At 68.9% G+C, this 21,881-nt stretch carries 19 protein-coding genes and 1 tRNA gene; 14 read left to right on the top strand and 6 right to left on the bottom strand.

Annotated features, from left to right (window positions below):
* The first annotated feature begins 7 nt into the window (after positions 1-7).
* Positions 8-1,129: a substrate-binding domain-containing protein gene (locus AUC47_RS02990; protein ID WP_096713750.1), complete on the top strand. Its 1,122-nt coding sequence runs from the start codon at positions 8-10 to the stop codon at positions 1,127-1,129.
* A gap of 193 nt (positions 1,130-1,322) precedes the next feature.
* On the opposite strand, the gene AUC47_RS02985 is transcribed toward AUC47_RS02990, so the two are convergent.
* Entirely contained in the window at positions 1,323-2,687 is a 1,365-nt protein-coding gene (locus AUC47_RS02985) for an HNH endonuclease signature motif containing protein (RefSeq protein ID WP_096713749.1), read from the bottom strand.
* A gap of 136 nt (positions 2,688-2,823) precedes the next feature.
* Between AUC47_RS02985 and AUC47_RS02980 the strand changes: the two genes are divergently transcribed.
* The 6 genes from AUC47_RS02980 to AUC47_RS02955 all read left to right on the top strand — a co-directional run bounded on the left by AUC47_RS02980 (position 2,824) and on the right by AUC47_RS02955 (position 10,294).
* A complete protein-coding gene (locus AUC47_RS02980) occupies positions 2,824-3,744 on the top strand; it encodes a phosphotransferase (RefSeq protein ID WP_096713748.1) in 921 nt (306 codons plus the stop codon).
* A gap of 52 nt (positions 3,745-3,796) precedes the next feature.
* Positions 3,797-5,605 carry an ABC-F family ATP-binding cassette domain-containing protein gene (locus tag AUC47_RS02975; protein ID WP_096713747.1) on the top strand — a complete coding sequence of 603 codons (1,809 nt, stop codon included), beginning with the start codon at positions 3,797-3,799 and terminating at the stop codon, positions 5,603-5,605.
* 58 nt (positions 5,606-5,663) lie between these two features.
* A complete protein-coding gene (locus AUC47_RS02970; RefSeq protein WP_096713746.1) occupies positions 5,664-7,475 on the top strand; it encodes a Na+/H+ antiporter in 1,812 nt (603 codons plus the stop codon).
* Positions 7,476-7,577: 102 nt separating this feature from the next.
* The gene (locus AUC47_RS02965; RefSeq protein ID WP_096713745.1) at positions 7,578-8,486 is read left to right on the top strand and encodes a MetQ/NlpA family ABC transporter substrate-binding protein; all 909 of its coding nucleotides are present in this window, start codon (positions 7,578-7,580) and stop codon (positions 8,484-8,486) included.
* Between the two features lie 105 nt (positions 8,487-8,591).
* Complete coding sequence (locus AUC47_RS02960; protein ID WP_179297491.1) at positions 8,592-9,635, top strand: methionine ABC transporter ATP-binding protein; 1,044 nt, start codon at positions 8,592-8,594, stop codon at positions 9,633-9,635.
* The gene (locus tag AUC47_RS02955; protein ID WP_096713744.1) at positions 9,635-10,294 is read left to right on the top strand and encodes a methionine ABC transporter permease; all 660 of its coding nucleotides are present in this window, start codon (positions 9,635-9,637) and stop codon (positions 10,292-10,294) included. The genes AUC47_RS02960 and AUC47_RS02955 overlap by 1 nt, the downstream gene beginning before the upstream one ends.
* Here AUC47_RS02955 and AUC47_RS02950 read toward each other — a convergent pair.
* Both AUC47_RS02950 and AUC47_RS02945 read right to left on the bottom strand, forming a co-directional pair.
* On the bottom strand, positions 10,281-11,228 hold the full coding sequence (locus tag AUC47_RS02950; protein ID WP_096713743.1) for a pseudouridine synthase: 948 nt from the start codon (positions 11,226-11,228) through the stop codon (positions 10,281-10,283). The genes AUC47_RS02955 and AUC47_RS02950 overlap by 14 nt on opposite strands.
* A 10-nt stretch (positions 11,229-11,238) precedes the next feature.
* Positions 11,239-12,174: a GlxA family transcriptional regulator gene (locus AUC47_RS02945; protein ID WP_096713742.1), complete on the bottom strand. Its 936-nt coding sequence runs from the start codon at positions 12,172-12,174 to the stop codon at positions 11,239-11,241.
* A gap of 107 nt (positions 12,175-12,281) precedes the next feature.
* On the opposite strand from AUC47_RS02945, the gene AUC47_RS02940 reads away from it, so the two are divergent.
* Positions 12,282-13,223, top strand: coding sequence for an NADP-dependent oxidoreductase (locus AUC47_RS02940; RefSeq protein WP_096713741.1), 942 nt, complete (start codon positions 12,282-12,284; stop codon positions 13,221-13,223).
* 48 nt (positions 13,224-13,271) lie between these two features.
* Here the strand turns inward: AUC47_RS02940 and AUC47_RS02935 are convergent, their stop codons facing one another.
* Positions 13,272-13,766 carry a MarR family winged helix-turn-helix transcriptional regulator gene (locus tag AUC47_RS02935; protein ID WP_096713740.1) on the bottom strand — a complete coding sequence of 165 codons (495 nt, stop codon included), beginning with the start codon at positions 13,764-13,766 and terminating at the stop codon, positions 13,272-13,274.
* Positions 13,767-13,856: 90 nt separating this feature from the next.
* Between AUC47_RS02935 and AUC47_RS02930 the strand changes: the two genes are divergently transcribed.
* From AUC47_RS02930 to AUC47_RS02905, 6 genes are all read left to right on the top strand, one after another.
* Positions 13,857-13,928 (top strand) — tRNA-Gln (locus AUC47_RS02930).
* Position 13,929: 1 nt separating this feature from the next.
* Positions 13,930-15,357 (top strand): bifunctional UDP-N-acetylglucosamine diphosphorylase/glucosamine-1-phosphate N-acetyltransferase GlmU, encoded by a 1,428-nt coding sequence (gene glmU / locus AUC47_RS02925; protein WP_096713739.1) that lies wholly within the window; start codon positions 13,930-13,932, stop codon positions 15,355-15,357.
* 8 nt (positions 15,358-15,365) lie between these two features.
* Positions 15,366-16,400, top strand: a complete 1,035-nt coding sequence (locus AUC47_RS02920; RefSeq protein ID WP_096713738.1) for a ribose-phosphate diphosphokinase — start codon at positions 15,366-15,368, stop codon at positions 16,398-16,400.
* Positions 16,401-16,495: 95 nt separating this feature from the next.
* Positions 16,496-16,951, top strand: a complete 456-nt coding sequence (locus AUC47_RS02915; RefSeq protein WP_096713737.1) for an FMN-binding protein — start codon at positions 16,496-16,498, stop codon at positions 16,949-16,951.
* A gap of 16 nt (positions 16,952-16,967) precedes the next feature.
* On the top strand, positions 16,968-17,825 hold the full coding sequence (locus AUC47_RS02910; protein WP_096713736.1) for an FAD:protein FMN transferase: 858 nt from the start codon (positions 16,968-16,970) through the stop codon (positions 17,823-17,825).
* Between the two features lie 45 nt (positions 17,826-17,870).
* A complete protein-coding gene (locus AUC47_RS02905) occupies positions 17,871-19,445 on the top strand; it encodes an FAD-dependent oxidoreductase (RefSeq protein WP_096713735.1) in 1,575 nt (524 codons plus the stop codon).
* Between the two features lie 21 nt (positions 19,446-19,466).
* On the opposite strand, the gene AUC47_RS02900 is transcribed toward AUC47_RS02905, so the two are convergent.
* Positions 19,467-20,954, bottom strand: coding sequence for a sensor histidine kinase (locus AUC47_RS02900; protein ID WP_096713855.1), 1,488 nt, complete (start codon positions 20,952-20,954; stop codon positions 19,467-19,469).
* Positions 20,955-20,980: 26 nt separating this feature from the next.
* The gene (locus tag AUC47_RS02895) at positions 20,981-21,709 is read right to left on the bottom strand and encodes a response regulator transcription factor (protein WP_096713734.1); all 729 of its coding nucleotides are present in this window, start codon (positions 21,707-21,709) and stop codon (positions 20,981-20,983) included.
* Positions 21,710-21,881 lie beyond the last annotated feature (172 nt).

The raw sequence follows: 21,881 nt of genomic DNA, 5'->3' as shown, positions 1-21,881 counted from the left end.
AGATCACATGAAGAAGATCATCGTCACAGCGACAGCGCTCGTCGCGACGGCTGCCTTCGCCCTGACCGGCTGCTCGGCCGAGCGTGGCGGCGACACCGGCTCGGGTTCGGGCGACGAGGCCACGAAGGGCTTCGCGGCCGACGCCACGATCGGCGTCGCGCTTCCCGACAAGACCAGTGAGAACTGGGTCCTCGCGGGCCAGCTCTTCACCGACGGTCTGGAGGAGGCCGGCTTCAAGGCCGACGTGCAGTACGCCCCGGCCAGCAACACGGTCGCGGAGCAGCAGAACCAGATCCAGGCCATGGTCACCAACGGCGCCAAGGTCATCATCATCGGTGCGAAGGACGGCAAGCAGCTGGCCACGCAGGTGCAGGCGGCCAAGGATGCCGGTGCCTACGTGATCGCGTACGACCGCCTCATCGAGAACACCGAGGCCGTCGACTACTACGTCGCGTTCGACAACTTCAAGGTCGGCCAGCTGCAGGGTCAGGCCCTGCTGGACGGTCTCGAGGCGCGTGCGGGCCACGAGGCTCCGTACAACATCGAGCTGTTCTCGGGTTCGCCGGATGACGCGAACTCCGCGGTCTTCTTCGATGGCGCCATGGAGGTCCTGCAGCCGAAGATCGATGACGGCACGCTGAAGGTCGTCTCGGGTCAGACCGAGATCGCCCAGACCGCGACCGAGGGCTGGCTCGCTGAGAACGCCCAGAACCGCATGGACACGCTGCTCACCGGCTCGTACAGCGGCGACACCGTGATCGACGGCGTCCTCTCCCCGAACGACACCCTTGCTCGCGCCATCATCACCTCGGTGCAGCAGGCCGGCAAGCCGGTTCCGGTCGTCACGGGTCAGGACTCCGAGGTCGAGTCCGTGAAGTCGATCATGGAGGGCGTGCAGTACTCCACCATCAACAAGGACACCACGCTCCTCGTGCAGCAGGCCACCAAGATGGTCGAGCAGCTGCAGAAGGGCGAGGAGGTCGACGTGAACGACACCGAGTCCTACGACAACGGTGTGAAGGTCGTCGACTCGTACCTGCTCGACCCGGTCATCGTCACCAAGGACAACGCGGCCGAGGCGTACGCCAACGTCCCGAGCCTCCTCGAGATCGTGAAGTCGTACCAGTAAGTACAAGGCGCAATAGCAAGCGATAACGCTCCGGCGAATGCGCTTCGCCGGGAACCGCCCGGGTCGTCAGACCCGGGCGGTTCCTGCATGTTGTGGTCGTGATCGTTCGCGCGGTGATCGTTCGCGCGCGATCGTTCGCGCAGAACGCGGTGGCTCTGATCACCGGTCGCGCAGACAGGAGCTGTCGCTCAGGTCAGAACGGCGCGCGGGCGGCGACGGCGGTGTCGCGGAACACGACCGTGTTCGGTGCGGGCGGGGTGTCGAGATACGTCCGACCGGTCGGACTGGTCCAGCGCAGCACTCCGTCAGATAGTTGCTCGACGTGCCAGGGGGAGTGGTGTTTCAGCACGTGATGTCGGCGACAGAAGTGCGCGAGGTTCGTGTCGCAGGTGGCCCCGCCCGTCGCCGCGTCATGGTTGTGATCGAGGTCGCATCTACGCGCGACGATCCGGCATCCGGGAAAGCGGCACCGCTGATCGCGAGCTCTCAGATGGCGTCGGAGGTGTCGGCTCGGTCGGTATCGGTCGACCGCCAGCATCCCTCCGCTCACGGGGTCGGTGAGTACCCGGTTCCATCCTGACGCTTCGCCGGCGAGGACGCGTGCCGTCTCGGCATCCACCGGGATCACCCCGTCCAGCTCGGCGGGAGGCGCTACCGGGGCCGCCGGTGTCGCATCTCCTGCGTCCGCGGCTCCTGTGACGTCAGTCACATCACTGCCCATGAGAGTGAGCACGGGCACCGTGACATCGATCCGCGCCTGAATCGCGCCGAGCAACCCGTCGGCCGTATCGTGCCCGGCGGGCACGCCGGTGAGCACCAGGTCGGTCAGCAGGTCGGCGCGGATCTCATCGACCGTTCGTTCGTCCGCGGCATGCTCTCGCGCGTCTCGGAGTGCCTCGCGCGCGGCTGCGCGGTTCTCGTCGCGCAGCGCGTGCGCTGCCTGCGAGAGGCGATCGAACATGCCGTGCACCAGTACCGCCGGCGCATGCACATGCAGATCGGCCATGCCGTCTTCGCCATCCGTGATCCACACCCGACGAGTTGACCGAGCGTCGCGATGCCGTTCGTCGATCGAGCGAGCTGAGAATCTCTCGGCGACCCGGCGGGCGAGGGGTTGAAGTCGGTTCGGCGACTCCTCCTCGGCGAGGGGAATCATCACGGCGGCGTATGCCGCGCGGTCCGCGTCGTCGAGGTGCGACCCCGCATCGACGATCACCCGGGAGTGCGCGGCGCTGATCCGCCCCGCCGCCTGCGCCGCCCATACGGTCGGAAACTGCTCAACGAGCAGCATCGCCTCGGCCATGCGTCGTTCGACGGTGCGGTCACTCACCCTCTGAACGGCTCCGATCTCCGCCGCGACCGACCTGATCGCATGATCGCCGCCGTCAGGGTGCTCGCCCTGCTTCGCGATGTCGATCGCCAAGCGATTCGCGATCGCGAGAAGCCCGTCGCGCGCCGCCTGCATCGAGGCCAGTGTCTGGTCCGCGAGGCGAAGCGTCTCGACGAGACCGGCGAGCGCCGCCGTCTGCGAGTCCGTCGCGTCGAGGAGTGCTGTCATGACTGAAGTCAACCAGTAGCCACCGACATTCGAACAAAGATACGAGCGTGATTTCTTGGATATACCGGCACTCTTCTCTCTATCGGTCCGACGCCGACGGTCCGGCAGAGCTCCGAACGCTCGATAGGGTGGCCCGATGGCACGGCTCGAATGGTCACAGCTCCCCGCCGGGATCCGCGCTCGCGTCGAGGAGATCGCCGGATCCCCGGTGAGCGAGGCGCGCACCCAGCACGGCGGCTTCTCCGCAGGCATGGCATCGCGCATAGTCTTCGCCGACGGTCGACGCCTCTTCATCAAGGCGATACCCGCATCATCACCGGGCACGTTCGACCTTTATCGCCGAGAGGCGGACATCCTTCGAACGATTCCGCGGGACCTTCCCGCAGCCCATCTCATAGACGCGTTCATCGACGAGGACTGGGCGGTGCTTGCGATCGAGGACGTCGACGGACGGCATCCTCGCAAGGACTCTCACGCCGACGCCGTACTCGTGCTCGATGCGATCGCCGCGCTCGCCGCTGCCGAGCCCCCCGCGTCCCTTCCTCGGCTCGCCGACGAACTGAGCGAGGACGCGGGATCGTGGGGACGGCTGGCCGCCGCCGACCTCCTCGGCACGACCACGCCGTGGTGCGTCGAGAACCTCGACTTCCTGCGGAAGCACGCGGAACGCGTGGGCACGGCGGTGGCGGGGGAGCGGCTCGTGCACGGGGACCTTCGAGCCGACAACATCCTGATCGACGCGGGTGGACGCGCCCGACTGCTCGACTGGCCGTGGGCTGCTCGCGGCGCGGGATGGGAGGACGCACTCCTGTATCTCCTCGATCTGCGGGTGGAGGACTCCACAGCCGATGTCGACCCGTTGCGCGCTCATCCGGTCTTCGCCGGATCGTCTACAGACGATCACATCTCGCTCTTCGCGGCCATCGGCGGGGGCTGGTTCGAGAAATGCCGGTGGCCCGCCCCGCCCGGTATGACGACGCTGCGCGAGTTCCAGCGACGTGAGGCGCTCGCCGCCGTCGACTGGATCGCGCAGATGGACGCGACCCGAGGCCGCTGACCTGCTGGCGGCGCAACCGCTCACACCCCGCCCGACTACCCTGGAAGACGACATGGCACATCTTCTCGGGGCCGAAGCCCTGCATCTCGAATATCCGACCAGGGTCGTGTTCGACTCCGTGACCCTCGGCATCGAGGAGGGCGACCGCATCGGCATCGTCGGCCGCAACGGCGACGGCAAGTCGAGCCTGCTCGGCATGCTCGCCGGCACCAAGGAGCCCGACTCCGGTCGAGTGACGGTCCGCGGCGGTACGACGATCGGCGTCCTCGCCCAGGCCGACACGCTCGGTGACGATGTCACGATCGCCGAGGCGGTCGTCGGCGACACCCCCGAGCACGAGTGGGCGGGCGACGCGCGGGTGCGCGACGTGATCGCCGGACTTCTGACGGATCTGCCGTGGGACGCACGAATCGGCTCCCTCAGCGGAGGGCAGCGCCGGCGGGTGTCGCTCGCGAAGCTGCTCGCGGGGGACTGGGACGTCATCGCCCTCGACGAGCCGACCAACCATCTCGACGTCGAGGCGATCACCTGGCTCGCCGGACATCTCAAGCGGCGGTGGGCGGCCAACTCGGGCGCGCTCCTCGTCGTCACCCACGACCGGTGGTTCCTCGACGAGATCTGCACCGAGACGTGGGAGGTGCACGACCGCATCGTCGAGCCCTTCGAGGGCGGCTACGCGGCGTACATCCTGCAGCGCGTGGAGCGCGATCGCATGGCGGCTGCCACCGAGGCGAAGAGGCAGAACCTCGCGCGCAAGGAACTGGCGTGGCTCCGCCGCGGCGCCCCCGCCCGCACGAGCAAGCCGAAGTTCCGCATCGAGGCGGCCAACGAGCTCATCGCGGACGTGCCGGAGATCCGCGACACCGTGTCGCTGCAGTCGCTCGCCGTCTCACGACTGGGCAAAGACGTCGTCGACCTGCTCGACGTCGGCGTCGCCTATCCGGCCGCCGACGGAGGCACCAAGCGCATCCTGTCGGACGTCGAGTGGCGCATCGCGCCGGGTGAGCGCACCGGCATCCTCGGCGTGAACGGCGCCGGCAAGTCGACCCTTCTCGGGCTGATCTCGGGCACCGTCGAGCCGACCGAGGGGCGCATCAAGCGCGGCACCACGGTCAAGGTGAAGACGCTGACGCAGCGCCTCGACGAGCTCGAGCAGCATTGGAACGATCCGGTGCGCGTGGTGATCTCAGGCCTGCGCACCTCGTACACGATGGGGACGGGATCGAAGGCGCAGGACCTCACCCCGGGGCAGCTGCTCGAGCGGCTGGGCTTCTCGTCCGCTCAGCTCTCCACGCCGGTCAAGGATCTGTCCGGTGGTCAGCAGCGCCGTTTACAGCTCCTCCTCGTGCTGCTCGACCAGCCCAACGTCCTGATCCTCGACGAGCCGACCAACGACATGGACACCGACATGCTGGCGGCGATCGAGGACCTCCTCGACTCCTGGTCGGGAACGCTCCTCGTCGTCAGTCACGACCGGTACTTCCTCGAGCGCGTCACGGATCAGCAGTACGCGATCCTCGACGGACGCCTGCGCCACCTCCCTGGCGGCGTCGACGAGTACCTCCGCCTCCGTCAGCTGCAGGAGGCAGCCCCGGCGAGCGTGACGAAGACGGATGTCGCAGCGGCACCCTCCGGTCTCGACGGCGCAGAGCTGCGCGCGGCTCAGAAGGAGATCGCGTCTCTCGAGCGTCGGATCCAGAAGCTCACCGACCAGGTCGACAAGGCCAAGCACGCGCTCGCCGACCACGATCAGTCCGACTACGCGGGCCTCGGAGATCGCATGAAGAAGATCGGCGAGCAGGAGTCCGAGATCGAGGAGCTGGAGCTGCGCTGGTTCGAGCTGACGGAGCAGATCGGCTGACCCGCGCAGATCGGCCCCGCGAGGAATATCCTTCTCCTACCTGCGTTGGGAGGTAGGGATGGAAGGCCTCGAAGTAACCGTCCTGATCGGACTCACGATCCTCGTCGGAGCGCTGCTCGCTCCCCGTATCCGCCTCGCCCTGCCGCTCGTCCTCGTCATCTTCGGACTCGCGCTGGGCTTCGTCCCGCAGCTGCGCGAGATCCAGCTGCCGCCCGAGACGGTCCTGCTGCTGTTTCTCCCGGTGATGCTGTTCTGGGAGAGCCTCACGACGTCGCTGCGGTCGATCCGCCGCGACTTCCGCTACATCCTCCCGATGAGCACGCTGCTCGTGGTCGCGTCCGCGTTCGCGGTCGCCGGAATCGGCGTGCTGTTCGGGATGCCGTGGGAGATCGCCCTGATCCTCGGCGCCGCAGTCGCCCCGCCCGACGCCACCGCCGTCGCCGCGCTCGGTCGTCTGCTTCCGCGCCGCATGTTCATGAAGCTCAAGGCGGAGAGCCTGACCAACGACGGCACCGCCCTCGTCCTCTACGCCATCGCGGTCTCCCTCGCACTCGGCGGCAACGTCACTCCCTGGTCGGTCACCCTGTCGGTGCTGATCTCGTACGTCGGCGGTGTGGCCGCGGGCGTCGTGGTCGCGGCGCTCGGATACCTCCTCCTGCGCCGCACGTCGCGGACCGTGGTGATCAACGTCACGCTGCTCCTCATCCCGTTCACGTCGTTCCTGCTCGCCGAGATCGTGCACGCGTCCGGTGTGCTGTCCGTCGTGGTGGCCGGACTGATCGTCGCGTACGTGTCGCCGCGCGTGACGACGGCATCCTCGCGCCGCCAGGCCGATGCGGCATGGCCGTTCGGGGTGTTCCTGCTCAACGGCGCGCTGTTCGTGCTGATCGGACTCGAGGTCCAGTTCGTCGTCCATGAGATCTCGGGAGCCGCGATCGGACGGCTCGTGCTCATCACGCTGGCCGTCTGGGTGACGCTCCTGATCGTGCGCTATGTCTTCCAGCTCCTGAACGCCGTGTTCCAGCGGCAGCAGGGTGCTCGCCCGGCGCGGGGATCGCGCTCGCGGGCGCGAGCGGTCTCGACCATCGCCGGCATGCGCGGGGCCGTGTCGCTCGCTATCGCGCTGTCCGTTCCGGCGGCGAGCGCGACCGGTGGCGAGCTCGCCGGGCGCGACCAGATCGTCTTCGTCACGGCCGGAGTGATCCTCCTGAGCCTGCTCGTGCAGGCACCGCTGCTTCCCATGATCGTGCGGTGGGCCCGGTTCCCCGTCGACCACGCGGAGGACGAGGAGTACGAACTGGCCGAGCGCACCATCTCGGGTGCGGCCCTCGCCGCTCTCGACGACCTCGCGGCCGAGCACGGCGTCGGGCAGGAGGTCCGCGACAAGGTCCGAGCCGAGGGCTACCAGATGCTCGAGTTCTCGAATGCGCGAGCGCTGGCGAGAGAGCAGGCGATCGTGGATGCCGAGGCACGCGCCCTCGACGAGATGCTCGACGAGCCCGACCCGCTCGGCGCCGGCACGGGTGGTGCGCGCGTCGTCACCGGCATCCGGGACACGGATTCCCCGTCGGGCATGAACGCGGCGGTGGCCGACGGCGACACGCTGATCGGCGGCGACGACCGCACCGAGGGCGAGGTGAAGACCCTCCAGATGATCGCCACGTCGCCGGATGTCGATGTCATGCAGCGCTCGCCGCTCGTGCGTCACGACGAGCACACTCGTCTCAAGCTCGCCCTGATCGACCGCAAGCGGGAGGTGCTGCTCGGACTCCGGCGGTCCGGCAGGGTCGACGACCTCGTGGTGCGGCGGATCTCGGCCCGGCTCGACCTCGAGCAGGTGCGACTGCAGGGGATCGAGGAGTTCGACTGACGCGGCGCGCACCGCTGTGACGCTCTGTGACACCTCGATTGTCGCGTGCGCCCGGCGGCTGCCTAACGTATTCGAGTCCCCCAAGAGAGGAACCCCTACCCCATGTCACGCCGCACCACTTCCCTCATCGCCGCGCTCGCCGCGGTGCCGCTGTTCGTCGCCCTCTCGGGCTGCGCGACTGCATCCTCCGACGCCGGATCCGGCGGCGACTCCGGGAGCGACGAGACCGTCAGGATCGGCGTCGTCGGCAAGGGCGACCCGCAGTGGGCGCCGTTCGTCGAGGCGGCCGCCGAGGAGGGCATCTCGGTCGAACTCGTCGACTTCGGATCGTACGAGCAGCCCAACCCCGCCCTGAGCGAGGATGAGATCGACCTCAACCAGTTCCAGCACATCGTCTACCTCGCCGAGTACAACAACGCCTCCGGCTCGGACCTGACGCCGATCGGCTCGACCGCCATCTACCCGCTCGGTCTGTACTCGAAGAAGTACGACGATGTGAAGAGCATCCCCGAGGGCGAGACCGTCGCCGTGCCCGACGACGCGTCGAACCAGGCCCGTGCCCTCAACGTGCTGCAGTCGGCGGGGCTGGTCGAGCTGAAGGACGGCGGTACCGCGTACTCCGACCTCGCGCAGGTCGACGAGGCGAAGTCGAAGGTCAAGGTCACGGCACTCGAGGCTGCGCTGATCCCGACATCGCTGCCCGACGTGGCCGCGGCGATCATCAACAACGACTTCGTCGAGGACGCAGGACTGACCTTCGACGACGCGATCGCGCAGGACGATCCGGAGGATGCCGCCTCCCTGCCGTACGTGAACATCTTCGCGGCGCGCGCCGAGGATGCCGACAACGAGACCTACCTCAAGCTCGTCGAGATCTTCCAGACCAACGAAGACGTGCAGGCAGGCCTGCTGGAGTCGTCGGGCGACACCGCTGTGCCGCTGCAGACCCCCGTCCAGGAACTCGTCGACACCCTGGCGAAGGTCCAGAAGGACGCCGACGCGAAGAAGTGACTCAGCAGGGGTGAGATCCACCCCGCGCTGATACGAGAGAATCGGGTGGCGCCGCGTGCGTCACCCGATTCGTCGTTCCGCCGCCCACCCATCACCGGAGCATCCATGCCCATCGTGAGCCTGACCAACGTGTCGAAGGCCTATCCCTCCCGCACTTCGCATGACGCCGAGATCGTCGCGGTCGACGATGTCACCCTCGACATCGAGAAGGGCGACGTCTTCGGGATCATCGGGTACTCCGGGGCGGGCAAGTCCACACTCGTGCGCCTGATCAACGCCCTCGAGCCGGCTACGGCGGGCACGATCCTCGTCGACGGCGTCGACATCACGACGCTGTCGGAGAGTGCCCTGCGCAAGGTCCGCGGTGGCATCGGCATGATCTTCCAGCAGTTCAACCTCTTCGCGTCGCGGTCGGTGAAGGCGAACGTCGCGTACCCGCTCAAGCTCGCCGGGTGGTCGAAGGGCGACATCGAGGAGCGCGTCACCGAGCTGCTGTCGTTCGTCGGTCTGTCCGACAAGGCCAAGGCGTATCCCGAGCAGCTCTCGGGCGGTCAGAAGCAGCGCGTCGGCATCGCCCGCGCTCTCGCCACGAAGCCGGCGATCCTGCTGGCCGACGAGGCCACGAGCGCCCTCGACCCGCAGACGACGCACGAGGTGCTCGACCTGCTCGGCCGGGTCAACCGAGAGCAGGGCGTCACGATCGTCGTCATCACCCACGAGATGGATGTCATCCAGACCATCGCCACGAAGGTCGCCGTGATGGAGCGCGGTCGGGTGATCGAGCAGGGCGACGTGTTCGACGTCTTCTCCGCGCCGCAGAACCCGGCGTCCCAGCGCTTCGTCGGCACGGTGGTCAAGGGCATCCCGTCGCCGGCCGAGCTGGCTGTCCTCCGCGACAGGCATCGGGGTCGCATCGTGACGTTCTCCTTCCGCGACGGCGACTCCTCGCAGGCGCAGGTGTTCCTCGACCTCGCCGCCGCCGGACTCGACTTCGAGCTCGTCTACGGCGGCATCAACGACATCCGCGGTCGTGCGTTCGGGCATCTGACCCTGGCGATCCGCGGCGACGCCGCCGCTGTCGACCGCGCTCTGGCGGCGATCGGCGAACGCGTCGAAGTCACAGAGCTCGCCGGAGAGGAGGCCCGCTGATGGATCGCCTGATCGAGCTGGGGCCTGAGTTCTGGTCCGCCGCCCTCGAGACCCTCTACATGACGACGTTCGCCCTGGTGCTCGGCGGGGTGCTGGGACTCGTGATCGGCGTCGTGCTCTACGTCACGCGCCCCGGCGGGTTGATGCAGAACGCGGTCGTCTCGGCGATCGCGAACCTCGCGGTGAACTTCTTCCGTCCGATCCCGTTCGTGCTCTTCGTCGCCGTGGCGCAGCCGTTCGCCCGTGTCGTGGTCGGCACCGGCATCGGCACGACCGCCGGCGCGTTCCTCATCGGCATCGCCGCCGCGTTCGCGATCGGCCGCATCGTCGAGCAGCACCTCGTCTCGGTGTCGCCCGGCGTGATCGAGGCCGCGCGAGCGATGGGAGCGAGCCCTCTGCGCATCCTCTTCACCGTCGCCATCCCCGAGTCGCTCGGCCCGCTCATCCTCGGCTACACCTTCATCGTGGTCGCCCTGATCGACATGACGGCGATGGCCGGTCTGATCGGCGGGGGAGGCCTCGGAGCCTTCGCCCAGATCTACGGCTTCCGCCAGTTCGAACCCGTCGTGATGTGGGCCGCGATCATTCTCATCGTCGTGTTCGTGCACCTCGTGCAGCTGCTCGGCACCCGCCTCGCGCGCCGGATCATGCGCCGCTGATCGCGCTCGCATCGGGCGCGAAGGCGAGCGAGCGTCGCGTGGTGAACTCCCGTGGGGCGCCGCTCAGAGGATCGACGAAGCGCAGCTCGCGCGCGAGCAGCTGCAGTGGCCGGTCGAAGTCGTCGGGGGTCTCGGGCTCGAGCACGGGGTAGAAGCGGTCGTGCAGGATGCCGAGGCCCAGCGCGGCGAGATGCACGCGCAGCTGGTGCATCTTGCCGCTGTGCGGATGGAGCAGAGTGTGCACGACGTCGCCGTCGGCGTGCTGGATCTCGATCAGCGTCTCGGCGTTCGGCTCGCGATCGGGCACGACCTCGACGCAGAGCTGCGCACGCGGCTTCACGATGTGGTTGCGGTACACGAGCGGGAAGCGCGCGGCATCCTGCTCCCAGCCCTCCGGACGCGCGGACACCGCCTCGTAGGTCTTCTGCACCTCGCGATTCTCGAACATCAGCTGGTACGCGCCCCTCGTCTCCGGACGGGCGGAGAACATCAGCAGCCCGGCTGTCGCGCGATCGAGACGGTGGATCGGGGTGAGCTCCGGGATGCCGAGGAGGTTTCGCAGCCGCACGAGCGCGGAGTTCTGCACGTACTTGCCGCCAGGCGTCGTCGGCAGGAAGTGCGGCTTGTCGATCACGACGAGGTCGTCGTCCTGATGCAGCACGTCGATCGGGAACGGGATCTCGCGCTCCTCCGGCGGCTCGCGGTAGTACCAGACGAACTCCTCCGCGCCGAGCGGCGTGTCCCGCGGGAGCGGCCTGCCATCACGCGCCACGATCTCGCCGCGGTCGAATCGCACGAGAAGGCGCTCGGGGTCGAGGTGGAAGAACCTCTCGATCATGTACGCCGCGATCGTCGGCCACTCGCCGGTCAGCGGCACATGGAGTCGGGTCGCCCCCACGCCGTCGCGCATGGGGAGGGGGGAGAGCATGCCCATTCGCACCAGCCTACGCGGCGCGCGCGAACCGTGATCGGTACTGCTGCGGGGCGAGCCCGAGCCGGTCGCGGAAGTGCTTGCGCAGGGCGGCGGCCGTCGCGAATCCCGACCGCGCAGCCACGTCGTCGATCGCCAGATCGGTGGTCTCGAGGAGTTCGCGCGCGCGATCGACCTTGGCGTCGGAGAACCAGTCGCCGACCGTGCGCCCCGTCTCGGCGCGGAAGCGTCGCGTGAGCGTCCGCACGCTCATGTCGAAGCGCGCGGCGACGGCGGCCAGCGAGAGCGGCTCGTCGAGGTGCGCCATCAGCCAGGCCTGGATGTCGCCGGATGAGCCCGTGACCGACTGCGGCACCGGCGGTCGCGCGATGAACTGGCGCTGACCGCCTCCGCGGTGCGGCGCGGCGAGCGTCACCTTGGACACCGTCGCCGCCACTGCCGCGCCGTGGTCCGCCGCGATGAGGTGCATGGTGGCGTCGATCGCCGCCGACGCTCCTGCCGCCGTCAGCACGGAGCCGGCGTCGACGAACAGCTCATCCTCGCGCAGCCGCACGCGAGGGAACCGTCGGCCGAACTCCTCGGCCGCGCACCAGTGCGTCGTCGCCTCACGCCCGTCGAGCAGACCCGCCGCCGCGACCGTGAACGCTCCGGTGCAGAAGCTCACGATCCGGCGATCGGCGAAAGCGCTCAGCCCGATCGGATCGCCCGCGATCTCGGCGTCACTCCACGGCGGGATGATGATGGTGTCGGCCGTCTCCAGGATCCTCCGGTCGGCGGCGGGGGTGATCGCGAAGTCGGAGTTCGTCGGCACGGGTGCTCCGTCGAGCGTGCAGGTGGTGACCGAGTAGAGCGGTTCGCCGTCGCGGTGCGCAGCGCGGAAGAAGCGGGCGGGGATGCCGAGCTCGTAGGGGAACACCCCGGGCAGCGCGACGACGGCGATCTGATGCATGGCTCTATCGTGACACATGTTGTCCTTCGGGCCACTGGTGGTGTCGTCATCCGGTCGCCAGGCTGGTACCTGCAATCACAGGATCAGCAGACCAGAAAGGTAATCCCGTGCGTTCAGCGAAGTACTCCGGCCCCGGCGCGGCCTCCGACGTGATCTCGATCGTCGAGGTCGACACCCCGAAGCCCGGCCCCGGCGAAGTCCTCGTCCAGGTGGGTGCCGCCGGGCTCAACCCCGTCGACGTGAAGATCCGCGCGGCAGCGCACGACTTCGGCGTCATCCGGTACTCGGACCTGCCCGGTTGGGATGTCGCCGGACTGATCACCGAGGTCGGTTCCGATGTCACCGGCTGGGCGCCCGGTGATCGCGTCTACGCGCTCGCCGCGTTCCCCGCCGTGGCTCACACGCTCGCCGAGTATGTGATCGTCGCGGCTGCCGACCTGGGGCCCATCCCGTCCACGTGGTCGACGGCGCAGGCCGGCGCGGGTCCGCTCGCACTCCTCACGGCCTGGCAGGCGCTCGATGCCGCAGGCGTGCGAGAGGGGCAGCGCGTGCTCGTGCTGGGCGGCGCGGGCGGCGTCGGTCACGTCGCGATCCAGCTCGCCGTCGCGCGCGGTGCCGAGGTCGTCGCCACCGGCAGTCCCGCGAAACACGAGCTGCTGCGCTCCTGGGGAGCGACCGACGTGGTCGACTACCGCGACGAGGACGGGCTCGCCGCCATCGCCCCCGTCGACGCCGTGATCGTCACGGTCGACGACACGCTGCCCCCGCGCGGGGCGGTGCGGGAGGGCACGTCGGTCATCACGATCACCGGGTTCTCCAGCTCGCAGACCGCTCAGCTCACCGGGTGGGGGGCGGCTCCCGTGCAGCGCATCCTCGTGCACGCCGACGGTGGCGAGCTCGCCCAGATCACGGAGCTGGCCGAAGCCGGGCGAGTGGACGTGCACCTCGACTCGAGCTTCTCGCTCGACGACCTCGCCGCGGCGCAGGAGCGCGTGGAGACGGGGCGGTCGACGGGCAAGGTCGCTGTCATCGTCGACCCGACGATCTGACGACGGTGGTGCGGGCCGCGGCGGAGGCCCGGCCCGCACCGGCGCCCATCAGACGTCGAAGCTCAAGCTCAGCTTGCGCAGCAGAGCCGCGAGCCGGTCGCGATCGCCCCGCGAGAGGCCCTGCAACAGGTCGGCCTCGACGTCGACGAGTCGGGTTATCGCGGCATCGACGCGGATGCGACCGTCGTCGGTGAGTGTGACGAGCACGCTGCGCCCGTCGGCGGGATCGGCCTCGCGCCTCACGAAACGGCGTCCGACGAGCCTGTCGATGCGATTGGTCATGGTGCCGCTCGAGACGAGCGTCTGCTGCAGCAGCTGCTTGGGAGAGAGCTGGAACGGCGACCCTGCCCGACGCAGGGCGGAGAGCACATCCCACTCCCACGGCTCGAGGTCGCTGCGGCGGAAGACGTCGCGCCGAGCGCGGTCGAGCAGGCGCGTCAGCCGGTCGACGCGCGACAGCACCTCGAGCGGCGAGAAGTCGAGGTCAGGGCGCTGGGCGTTCCAGGCGCCGACGATGCGATCGACCTCATCCGCCTGGCTCATCCGTCCATTATCGCGGGTGGGCGGACGCGTGCCGTCGGCACTCGGGTGGACGTGGCAGACTTGACGGGCGGCGGCCCGTGGGCGCCGCGGTCCGCCGTGGTGTAATGGCAGCACGACAGCCTTTGGAGCTGTGAGGTCTAGGTTCGAGTCCTGGCGGCGGAGCATGACTGGGAACAATCTCGCGATCATCGTCCTCGCGGCCGGGCAGGGCACCCGCATGAAGTCCCGGCTGCCGAAGGTGCTGCATCCCATCGGCGGCCGACCGCTCGTCGGCCACGTGCTGACGACGGCCGCGCGACTCGCCGCCGACCATGTCGAGGTGGTCGTGCGGCACGAGCGAGACCAGGTGGTCGCGGCGCTGCGCGAGGACTACCCGGATGCGGTGTTCGTCGATCAGGACGACGTGCCGGGCACCGGGCGCGCGGTCCAGGTCGCGATCGACGCGATCCCCGATTTCGAGGGCGACGTGCTCGTCCTGTCCGGCGACTGCCCGCTGGCCGACGTCGACACGCTCAGTGCATTCCTCGCCGAGCACCGGGATGCCGAGGCGGCCGCCACCCTGATGACGGCGGTCGTCGACGACCCGACCGGATACGGCCGCGTGATCCGCGACGCCGAGGGCGGCGTCGACCGCATCGTCGAGCAGAAGGATGCCACCGCCGACGAGGCGTCGGTGCGCGAGATCAACGCCGGCATGTACGTCTTCCGCGCCGAAGTGCTGCGGCGCTATCTGCCTCAGGTCGGCGTCGACAACGCGCAGGGCGAGATGTACCTGACCGATGTCCCCGGGCTGCTGCGCGCCGCGGGCGATCGCGTGGCGGCGTCCGTCGTGTCCGATGTGTCGGTGACCTTCGGCGTCAACGACCGCGCCCAGCTCGCTCTCGTGGGTCGTCTGCTGAACGAGCGCATCGTTCGTCGATGGCAGCTCGAGGGCGTCACCGTGATCGATCCGGCCACCACCTGGATCGACGACGACGCGACGCTCGCGCCCGACGTCACGATCCTCCCGAACACCCAGATCCTGCGGGCCACGAAGATCGGCGAGGGCGCCACGATCGGACCGGACACCACGCTGGTCGACTGCGAGGTGGGGGAGAGGGCCACGGTGCGCCGCAGCGACGCGACCCTCGCCGTGATCGGCGCCGAGGCGACGGTCGGTCCCTTCTCGTACCTGCGCCCCAACACCGTTCTCGGAGCGGGGGGCAAGATCGGCGCCTATGTCGAGACGAAGAACGCCGAGATCGGCGAGGGCAGCAAGGTCCCGCACCTGTCGTACGTCGGCGACGCCACGATCGGCCGGGGTGTGAACCTCGGCGCGAGCACCATCACGGCCAACTACGACGACGTGAACAAGCACCGCACCGTGGTCGAGGACGAGGTGCACACCGGCTCGCACACGACGCTCGTCGCGCCCGTTAGGCTGGGTGCTGGCGCCAAGACAGGTGCCGGCGCCGTCGTCCGCAAGGACGTCCCGGCCGGTGCCCTTGCCATGAGCGTCGCCCCCCAGCGCAACATCGAGGGCTGGGTCGAGAACAACAGGGCAGGCACGGGCGCGGCGGATGCCGCGGCCCGGGCCCGAACGGCGGAGTAGGCGGACTGATGGCGCGCAAGAACAAGACGGTCGTTCTGGATCGGGACAACGGCATCGCTCCGGGTCTCGTCGCCAAGACGAAGAAGCGGCTCGTGGTCGCCGGCGGCCGCTCCCACCCCGAGCTGACCGCCGCCGTCGCGTCGGCTCTCGGCACCGAGGTCGTTCCCACCGAGCACCGCACGTTCGCCTCTGGTGAGATCTACGCGCGCTTCGAGGTGTCGATCCGCGGGTGCGACCTGTTCCTCATCCAGACGTTCGGCGAACCGGTCAACGAGTGGCTCATGGAGACGCTCATCATGATCGACGCCGCCAAGCGCGCATCCGCCAAGCGCATCACGGTGGTCGCGCCGTACTATCCGTATTCTCGGCAGGACAAGAAGGGCCGCGGACGCGAGCCGATCAGCGCCCGCCTCGTCGCCGACCTGCTGAAGACGGCCGGCGCCGACCGCGTCATGAGCGTCGACCTGCACGCCGCGCAGATCCAGGGCTTCTTCGACGGACCCGTCGACCACCTGTTCGCCAAGCCCGTGCTGCTCGAGCACTTCGAGCGCACGCTGAGCCCCGCCGATCGCGAGATCCTCACCGTCGTCTCGCCCGATATGGGGCGTGTGCGCGTGGCCGACACCTGGTCCGACAGCCTCGGCGCTCCCCTCGCCATCATCCACAAGCGTCGTGACCCGAAGGTCGCCAACCAGGTCTCGGTGCACGAGATCGTCGGCACCGTCGAGGGCCGTACGTGTCTGCTCGTCGACGACATGATCGACACCGGCGGCACGATCGTGAAGGCAGCGCAGGCGCTCAAGGCCAACGGCGCGCACCGGGTGATCGTCGCCGCCACCCACGCGATCTTCAGCGACCCGGCCTCCGAGCGCTTGCAGGACGCCGCGATCGACGAGGTCGTGATCACCGACACGATCCCGCTCACGGAATCCCGCCGCTGGGACAAGCTCACGATCCTCCCGATCGCCCCGCTGCTCGCCCGCGCCATCCACGAGGTGTTCGAGGACGGCTCCGTCACCAGCATGTTCGGCGGCGACGCGTAGGTCACGCGAGGTCACGGCACAGCCGGTCCATAGGACGCATCCCTACGGTCGATTCGACGACATGCAGTTGTCTCGAACAGAGCCGGAGGACCATCATGATCCGCACGACCGTACCGACCACTGTCCGCAAGGGCTCCGCCCTTCTCGGAGTCGCGGGACTCCTCGTCCTCGCCGGATGCTCCAGCACCGGTGACGCGCAGTCGCCCTCGACGGGTGACGACGGCACGTCGTCGGACTCGACCGCCACGAGCGGCGAGTACAAGGACGGCACGTACGAGGCCGAGGGCTCGTACCAGACGCCGGAGACCGTAGAGACGATCTCCGTATCGCTGACGATCGCCGACGGCGTCGTCGAATCCGTCGAGGTCACGGGCGACCCCCAGGCTCGGGAGAGCGAGCAGTACCAGGGTCAGTTCATCGACGGCATCTCCGACGAGGTCGTGGGCAAGTCCCTCGACGAGATCGAGGTCAGTCGTGTGGCCGGATCCTCGCTCACGAGCGGCGGTTTCAACGAGGCCGTGGCGTCGATCAAGGAGCAGGCCGCCGCCTGAGGCGCCTGACCCCGCCATGGCGACCTGGCGCTTCGAGGCGATCGGCACCCGCTGGGAGATCGAGAGCGACGAGGGATTCGGCGAGCCGACGCAGAGAGCCGTGACCGTGGAGATCGAGCGCTTCGACCGGGAGTGGTCGAGGTTCCGCTCGGACTCAGCGGTGACACGCGTCGCCCGCGAGGGTGGGAGCCTGGCGTCACCTGACGCGGCTCCCATGCTCGACGCGTATCGAGACGCCTCCGCGGCGACCGCTGGCGCCGTGAACCCTCTGGTCGGCGACAGTCTCTCCGCGCTCGGCTACGACGCCGCGTACTCACTCACGGCCGGCTCACCGGTCGCAGCGCCGTCGGACTGGCAGCGTCTCGTGAGTTGGACCGAGAAGGGGGCCACGGCATCCGCTCCGGTCCTGCTCGACGTCGGCGCTCTCGGAAAGGGCAGACTCGTCGACCTGGTGACGGACGTGCTCTCCGGCGTGCCCGGCGATCTCGTCGTCGATGCCGGCGGCGACATCCGAGTGCGCGGAAGGGCGGTGCGCATCGGTCTCGAGCATCCGTATGACGCGACCAGGGCCATCGGCATCATCGAGCTGCAGGATGCCGCGCTCTGCGCCTCGGCGGTCAACCGACGCGCCTGGGGCGACGGCCTGCATCACGTCCTCGACGCGCGCACGGGCGTTCCCGTGCGCACCTGGGCGGCGACGTGGGCGATCGCACCGGACGCGATGCGAGCGGATGCCGTCGCCACAGCGCTGTTCTTCGACGGCGGCCCCGAGCTCGCCGCCCGGTGGGGAGTGGAGTGGGTGCGGATGTCGACCGACGGGCGCGCCGAACGCTCCGTCGGGTGCCCGGCCGAGCTGTTCACCGTCAGGGCGTAGGGGCATGGCCCTCTGCGCCGCCATCGATCAAGGACGAGGAGAACCGTGATCACCTCCCTCACCGCGCTGCGGCAGCGCGTGCTGGCCTTCCTCGGCGGCACCTCGATGTACCGCCTCGTGTTGTTCGCCCTGCTCGCGCTCGCGGTGATCGCGGTCGCGCTGTCGGCGCTCGGCGTGATCGTGTCGCCGACGCCGCTCGAGATCGTCGCATCGTTCGCGGTGCTCGCCGTCGTCATCTCTGTCGTCGACGCCGCGGCGCAGCGCGTGCTCAGGCTGCCCTGGCGTGTCGAGTCCTCGCTCGTGACCGCGCTCATCCTGCTGTTCGTCCTGCGTCCCGGCATCGAGGGCGCGGCTCTGCTGGGTCTCGCGATCGCGGGAGCACTCGCGAGCCTGTCGAAGTACCTCATCGTCTGGCGCGGCAGGCACATCCTCAACCCCGCAGCGTTCGGCGCCGCCGTCGTGTCGATCCTCGGGTCGTTCGGCGCGTTCGAGTGGCTGGGCACGTCATCGTCGTGGTGGGTCGGCACGCCGTCGCTGTTCCTCCCGGTCGCGCTCCTCGGACTCGCCGTGCTGTGGCGCACCGAGAAGGTGCGCATCGTCGTCGTCTTCCTGGTGATCGCCATCGCAGTGTCGGTGGTTCGGCAGGCGGTGCAGGCGCAGGAGTTCTCGATCGGGTTCGACCTCGGCAGCGCGCTCTCGTTCGCGGTGCTGCAGTCGCCGTTCCTCTTCCTCGGTGCGTTCATGCTGTCGGAGCCCCTGACGATGCCGCCACGGCGCTGGCAGCAGTTCTCGGTCGCGGCGCTGGTGGGCGTGCTGGCCGGTTGGCCGATCGCGATCGGGTCGCTGTTCACCCTCGGTCAGGAGCGGGCGTTGCTCATCGGCAACCTCCTGGCGTTCGCCTTCGCGCTCCGCGGGTCGGTGCGTCTCGTGCTCGAACAGCGTCGGTCGCTCACGCCCACAGTGCAGGAGCTCACCTTCCGCGCCAGGGGCACCGTGCGCTTCCTGCCCGGTCAGTACCTCGAGCTCGACGTGCCGCATCGCCGGCCCGATGCGCGCGGCACCCGCCGGGAGTTCAGCATCGTCTCGGCCCCCGCCGATCTCCCCACGCTGCGCATCGCCTATAAGAGCGGCGATCAGCAGCATCCGTCTAGCTACAAGCGCGCGCTCGCTGCGGCGGAACCCGGTTCGACGCTCGCCGTGACCGGCACGTGGGGAGACTTCCTGCTGCCCCGCTCCGGCGCACCGGTGCTGCTGGTTGCCGCGGGGATCGGCGTCACGCCGTTCGTGTCACAGCTCCGTCAGCTGCAGCAGACCGGTCAGCAGCGCGACGTCGTGCTGGTGTACGTCGCCGCCGACAGCACCGAGCTGGCCTTCCGTGATGAGCTCGCCGCGACCGGCGCGCGCGTCGTCGTGTTCACCCGCGACGAGCCCGCCGACCTCCCCGCGCACTGGAGCTGGGCGCAGGGTGCGCGCCTCGACGGCGCCGGCCTCGATCAGTGGGTGCCGGACCTCGGCTCCCGCCACGCGTACATCTCCGGTCCGCCGCGGCTCATCGCCGATCTCGCCCCTGCGCTGCAGAAGGCCAGGTCGCTCAAGACCGACGCGTTCGCCGGCTACTGAGCCGCGGTTGCCGATCCTCGGCTACCGATCGGAGGGCTGGTCTTCCGCGGGCGATCCCTTATGCATCGGGATCCGCACCGTGAACGTCGTGTCACCGGGTTCGCTGTCGACGGTGATCCGGCCGCCGTGACCCTCGACGATCGCCTTGACGATCGCGAGCCCGAGTCCGGTGCCGCCCGTCTGCCTGGCGCGGGAGGTATCGGCCCTGGCGAACCGGGCGAACAGCTCGTCGCGCACACTCGGGTCGATGCCGGGGCCGTCGTCGTGGACGCGCAGCACGGCGTCGGCGCCCTCGCGGTCGACCCGAAGGGTGATGTGGGTGCCTGCGGGCGTGTGCGTACGGGCGTTCGCGAGCAGATTCGCCACCACCTGGTGCAGCCGGCCCGCGTCACCGATGATCACGAGGGGCTCGTCGGGCACCTCGATGTTCCAGTGGTGCTCCGGCGCCGTGGGCCGCGCGTCCGAGAGACCCTCCAGCGCGAGCTGAGTGAGGTCGACGGTGCCGTGGACGAGCTCGCGGCCCTCGTCGAGCCGCGCCAGGAGCAGCAGATCCTCCACGAGCCGCGACATGCGCAGCGACTGAGCCTGAATGCGCTCGAGAGACGTCGTAGCGCCCTCGATCACTGCCGGGCCCTGCTGCTGACTGAGGGCCTTCAGCGACAGCTCGGAGTATCCGCGGATGCTGGCGAGGGGCGTCCGCAGCTCGTGGCTGGCGTCTGCGACGAACCGCCGCATCCGCTCCTCGTTCTTCTGACGTGCCGCCAGTGACGTGTTCACGTGATCGAGCAGCGTGTTCAGCGACGCGCCCACGAGACCGGTCTCGGTGCGCGGATCGGCCTCGTACGCCGGAACCCGCTCGGTGATCTCGACCTGCCCTCGGTCCAGCTGCTGGTTCGCGACGCGGGTGGCGGTGGCGGCGACGGCCCGGAGTGGACGAAGGCTGACGCGGATCGTGATCGCCGTCGTGAGGGCGAGAAGGATGAGCCCGCCGAGGGTCGCGAGGACGATGACGGTCAAGAGCGTCGTGAGCTGGTTCTGGATCTCGTCGCGCGGCAGACCCGTGACGACCGTCGCCCCGGTCTGCGGCGCGGTCGCGACGACGAGTCGATACGACCCGAGCCCGTCGATCGTCACGGTCGCGTTGGCTCCGCCGCGCAGACCGGTCTCGATCTGATCGAGCTGCCGCGAACTCAAGACGGAGGGGCCGGTGCTCATCTCGTCCCGCGGACTGTTGAGGACCACACCGCTGACGCCTGCCTGGTTCGACACCGCGACCAGCAGGCCGGACTCGGGCGATGTGGTCGCTGAGAAGATATCGGCTGCGGTGCCGATGTTCGACGGGAACTTGTTGACGAGGTAGGTGAGCTGCCCCGCGTACTGCTCGATCTTCTGGTCGAGCTGTCCCTCCAGGGTGCGGCCGAGGATCGCGCTCGTGATGATCGAGACGATCACGAGGATGAGCGACACGAACCCGATCACGGCTGTCATGAGCCGGGTCTGCAGGCTCATCGGCCGTGCCGCGAGTCGGGGAGTGGTCACTGAGGCGCCTTGATCATGTAGCCGACGCCGCGCACGGTGTGCAGCAGGGGAGTGCGGCCCGCATCGATCTTCTTGCGGAGGTACGAGATGTACAGCTCGACCACCGAGGACTTGCCACCGAAGTCGTAGCTCCACACCCGGTCGAGGATCTGCGCCTTCGACAGCACGCGCCGTTCGTTGCGCATGAGGAAGCGCAGCAGCTCGAACTCGGTGGCGGTCAGCTCGATCTCGGTGCCGTCGCGCACGACCTCGTGGCTGTCCTCGTTGAGCGAGAGGTCGGCGACGCGGAGGATCGACTGGCCGTCGTCGGCGGTGGCGTGGCCCGTGCGGCGGATGATCGCACGCAGGCGCGCGATCACCTCTTCGAGGCTGAAGGGCTTGGTGACGTAGTCGTCGCCGCCGGCGGTGAGGCCCGCGACGCGGTCGCCGACGGCATCCTTCGCCGTGAGGAACAGCACGGGCACGAGGTTTCCCGCCTCGCGGAGCCGCCGCAGCACCGACATGCCGTCGAGGTCGGGCATCATGATGTCGAGCACGAGGGCGTCCGGCTCGAACTCCCGCGCGACCTGCAGGGCTTCGAGCCCGGAGGACGCTGTGCGCACCTCCCAGCCCTCCATCCGCAGGGCCATCGCGAGCAGGTCGGTGAGCATCTGCTCGTCGTCTACGGCGAGGATGCGCAGGGGGGAGCCGTCGGGGCGGCGCAGTTCGGGCAGGTCGGTGCTCATGCCTCCATTCTGCGGAATCTCCTATGACGTTTCTATGGAGATCGGTATGCGTTCCCTGGGAGTTCGGAGTCGGGGATCGACCGCCATAGCTTTCTCATGATCTACGCCTCGATCTCGCAAATAACCGCTTTCTAACGTCGTGTTCGGCCCGCGAACGGCGCGGCGGAAGGAG

Source organism: Microbacterium sp. SZ1 (assembly GCF_002362255.1).
Lineage (GTDB): Bacteria > Actinomycetota > Actinomycetes > Actinomycetales > Microbacteriaceae > Microbacterium.
The sequence above is the reverse complement of the archived record's forward strand: the minus strand, read 5'-3'. Positions and strand labels throughout refer to the sequence as shown.